This window comes from Sphingobium limneticum (assembly GCF_008710165.1).
In the GTDB taxonomy this organism is placed as follows: domain Bacteria; phylum Pseudomonadota; class Alphaproteobacteria; order Sphingomonadales; family Sphingomonadaceae; genus Sphingobium; species Sphingobium limneticum.
Map to the genome: position 1 here is coordinate 1 of NZ_VYQA01000053.1, position 4,256 is coordinate 4,256.

General features: G+C 63.0%; 2 protein-coding genes and 1 pseudogene. 2 read left to right on the forward strand and 1 reads right to left on the reverse strand.

What is annotated here, in order from left to right:
• Window positions 1-28 precede the first annotated feature (28 nt).
• A pseudogene (locus F4U95_RS24385) lies at window positions 29-2,918 on the reverse strand (Tn3 family transposase).
• Between the two features lie 125 nt (window positions 2,919-3,043).
• On the opposite strand from F4U95_RS24385, the gene F4U95_RS24390 reads away from it, so the two are divergent.
• Window positions 3,044-3,664: a recombinase family protein gene (locus F4U95_RS24390; RefSeq protein ID WP_008832583.1), complete on the forward strand. Its 621-nt coding sequence runs from the start codon at window positions 3,044-3,046 to the stop codon at window positions 3,662-3,664.
• Entirely contained in the window at window positions 3,661-4,191 is a 531-nt protein-coding gene (locus F4U95_RS24395; RefSeq protein WP_007686150.1) for a GNAT family N-acetyltransferase, read from the forward strand. The genes F4U95_RS24390 and F4U95_RS24395 overlap by 4 nt, the downstream gene beginning before the upstream one ends.
• Window positions 4,192-4,256 lie beyond the last annotated feature (65 nt).

A 4,256-nucleotide genomic window follows, 5' to 3' on the forward strand; every position in this document is an offset into this window, starting at 1 on the left:
GGGGGCGTTTGCGGGAGGGGGCGGAATCCTACGCTAAGGATTTGGGCCAGCGATATTCCCCGGTTAGATTGATGTGTTCCCATCCCAACGGCGAGACGTGGGCGAGTAGATCAGGCGCGATATGGGTACCGCTGGCGGCCCGGGTATTGACGACCTCGCCGAGCTTCATGGTGTTCCAGAATATGATGATGGCGGCGAGCAGGTTCATTCCGGCGATGCGATAGTGCTGGCCTTCGCCGGATCGATCCCGGATTTCACCTCGGCGGTGGAAGCTGATGGCGCGCTTTAGGGCGTGGTGGGCCTCACCCTTGTTGAGGCCGATCTGAGCCTGGCGCTGGAGGCCGGCATCAAGAATCCAGTCGATCATGAACAGGGTTCGCTCGATGCGGCCCACCTCTCGCAATGCGAGGGCCAGCTCATTCTGGCGCGGGTAAGAGGCGAGCTTGCGAAGAATCTGGCTGGGGGCGACGATCCCCGCTGCGATCGTCGCCATGATGCGCAGGATGTCGGGCCAGTTGCGCTCGATGAGCGGTTCATTGATCTTACCTCCGACCAGCGCTCGCACATTGGCCGGCGTCGCGTTGGGCGTGAAGGCATAGAGTCTTTTCTGAGGGAGATCGCGGATACGGGGGGCGAACCTGTAGCCGAGCAAGGCGCAGGCGGCGAACACATGATCGGTGAAGCCGCCCGTGTCGGCAAAATGCTGGCGAACGCGGCGGCCCGCGTCATTCATGAGCAGCCCGTCCAGGATATAGGGAGCCTCGCTGACCGTTGCCGGGATCACCTGGGTTGCGAACGGCGCATATTGATCGGACACATGGCTGTATCCCTTGAGGCCCGGGACGTTGCCATATTTCGCGTTGATCAGATTCATCGCCTCGCCCTGCTCGGTAGCAAGGAAGAACTGCCCGTCGCTGGATGCCGATTGCCCTTGTCCCCAGAAGGCGGCCATGGGCAGGGCGGCGTGGGCCTCCACGATCATGGCGAGCGCCCGATCATAGGCGCTGCCTTCGACATGCCAGCGCGCGATCCGCAGCAATTCCCAGAAGCTGTGCGTGTTGGTCGCCGCCGCCATCTTGCGCAAACCGAGATTGACGCCTTCCGCCAGCAACACGTTCATCAGGCCGATCCGGTCGCTGCAGGGCGCGCCGGTGCGCAGATGCGTGAACGCCTCGGAAAATCCGGTTCGCTCATCGACTTCCAGCAACAGATCGGTGATCCTCGCGGGCGGGAGCTGTTGATAGAGATCGAGCACGAGATCCTCGGCCCCTTCGGGCGTGTCGGCCCTCAGCTTGTCGATGTGCAGCTTGCCGTTCTCGATGATGCCGCCTGGGATCGTGCCGGTTCGCGCCGCGCGGCCAAACTCCTTCAGCCGTGTATCCAGTCGAGCCCTGCGCTCGGCCAGCCATTCGCCGGGTCGCAGCGGCACGGCGAGCCGCGCGGTCTGCTCTATCGCCTGTGGCGGGACCAGAAGCTGCTTGAGGTCGCCATAGCGGCGCGATCCCGCCAACCATATGTCACCGGACCGGAAGGCGTCGCGGATGTGGAACAGCACCGCGATTTCCCAAAGCCGGTGGTCGCCGCTGGGCTCAGCGCGAAGATGACGATGCCATTTCGAGTTGGGACGTAGAAAATCCACCGGCGGATCGACCTTGATCCCGTTACGCAGCATCGCAACGGCCGCCAGAAGAGGCGTGGCGATCGGCGCCGCCTGCATGTCGAGCAGGCGCAGCATCCTGGGCGCGTAGAGGCGGAAACGGTGATAGCCGTCCAGCACACGGCTGAGCGGGTCGGCCGCGAGCACGTTGGTCAGCGCGGAGGCCGTGGCGACAAGGGTTCTGAACCGTTCCCAGCCAGGCCCGGTGGCGATTATCCCGTCCAGGGCCGTGCCATCGTCCTGCGCTCCAAGCAAAGCACCACCGATCGGCAAAGGACTTCAGCGTGTCCCGAACGGCCGCCTTTGCGTCGGCGATCCTGGTGTTGCAAAGGCGTTCGGAGGCCCGATAGAGACGGCCTACGATGCGATCGTGGGTCTCCACGATGACATCGGCCAGCGATGACCGCCATTCCAGGGTGCAGACAGCGAGGATCGCAAGCCGCCTGTCTTCGGGCAGATCACGCATGCCGTCGGCGTAATAGCGCTCGCCCTGCCGGCGAAGCCGGGTCACACGATGCGCCGGCACGCCGTCCAGCAAATCCGCCGGAAGATCGAACCTTTGAAGATATTCCAGTCGATCCATCAGCCGGTTAGCGGCTGCTGAATTTGCGCCAACCTCGAACTGTCGCAGCCATACGAAGCGCGTGACGCGACCATCCACCGTATCCTCCAACAGGTGAGCCAAATTCTCGCTCAGGGTTGGCGTGATGCGATGGGCGATAAGATCCTCGATCCGGCGCTCGGCCTCAACCAGCGCATCGGCGCAAAGGCGCTCGATCGTCGAGGAGCCGGGAAGGATCGTGCGGGTGCGGCGACACTCCGCAACGAAGCGACGGGCAAGATCCTCATTCGATGTCGCCGCCTCGGCTTCCCGAGCGATCCATTCGCGCAAATCCCGTGCGCCCCGCCCCGAAAAGGAGCGATAGCCGTAGATTCGGCGAAGGTCCGCCAGATGCTCGTGCCGGGTCTCCTCGCGCGCGGCATAGAGGAGTAGATCGTCGCTGGTCAGGCCGAGCTGGGCCGCGACGAAATCCGATACCTGCGCCGGGATCAACTCGCCAGGAGCGAGCACCCGGCCCGGGTAGCGCAGGACGCACAGTTGCAGCGCGAAGCCAAAACGATTGTGGGCGCGCCGGCGCTGGCGGATATGCCCGAGATCCTCATCGCTGAGGGTATAGTGCCGCAGCAGCTCACCTTGATCGACCGGCAAGTGAAGCAGCGCCTCGCGCTGTCGATCGGTCAGGGTCACGCGACGCGGCATACATGCTCCTTATTCTTTCCGAGCTACGGTTTGAGATAGCTTGATTGAGATGCTGGTTAAGATACACAATAGCCCAATCTTATGTGCTCATGTTCGTCACCGCCTCAAACCTTCGTTTGTGATCCATGCTGATCGGCTACGCCCGCGTGTCCAAAGCCGACGGCTCGCAGTCGCTCGACCTGCAGCACGATGCCCTTCGCGCTGCCGGTGTCGAGCCAGGCAATATCTATGATGATCGTGCATCCGGTAGCCGTGATGATCGCCCCGGTCTTGCCGCCTGCCTGAAATCGTTGCGCGACGGCGATGTCCTCATCGTTTGGAAGCTCGACCGGCTCGGCCGAACGCTCACCCACCTGGTCAGCACGGTGCAGAATCTGTCGGATCGCGGTATCGGTCTGCGGGTGCTCACCGGCAAGGGCGCGCAGATCGACACCACGACGCCATCGGGCCGGATGGTGTTCGGCATTTTTGCCACACTGGCGGAGTTTGAGCGGGATATGATCCGCGAGCGCACCATGGCTGGCCTGGCCGCTGCCCGCGCGCGGGGACGCAAGGGTGGCCGCAAGTTCGCCCTCTCCAAGGCCCAGGTGCGGCTCGCTCAGGCTGCTATGGCCCAACGCGACACGTCCGTTTCCGACCTCTGCAAGGAACTCGGGATCGAGCGCGTCACTCTCTACCGCTATGTCGGTCCCAACGGGGAACTCCGGGATTACGGTCAGCGCGTGCTTGCTGCCAAAACGCGATGATGATGACGGGAGCCCCGATCAAACTTACCCAAGCGGACGCCGCAGACGTTGCAGACCTGTACAACCGTTGCAGCGACTATTTCCTGTTGCAGGACGGGGCCGCGCCCACGCTGGACGATGCTCGCGAGCTTTTCTCCGATGTGCCGCCCGAAAAGAGCGCCCACAATCAAGCTGTCCTGGGATGGAAGGGGCCTGGCGGCCTATATGCAATCGCGGCCATCCTCCGCGATTATCCGCGTGATGGCACATGGTATCTCGGCTTCATGATCGTAGATGCCGCACAGCGTGGTCGTGGCGTCGGACGCTCAATTTACTCGACGGTCGAAAGCTGGGCCGCTGCGAGAGGTGCCACAGAGATTCGGTTGGCCGTGCTGGAAGCGAATGAAGCGGCAGAGCGATTTTGGCGTTCTCTCGGCTTCATTGAGTATCGGCGCGTTGGGCCAGACACCTTCAAAATGCGTAGCCATCGCCGGATAGAACTGAGCCGTCGCCTTTCTGGCGCGACCGTAGAAGGCAGCAACAAGTAAGATCTCGCGCCGGCTATCTGGGCGAGCTTGGCGTAGGATTCCGCCCCCTCCCGCAAACGCCCCCT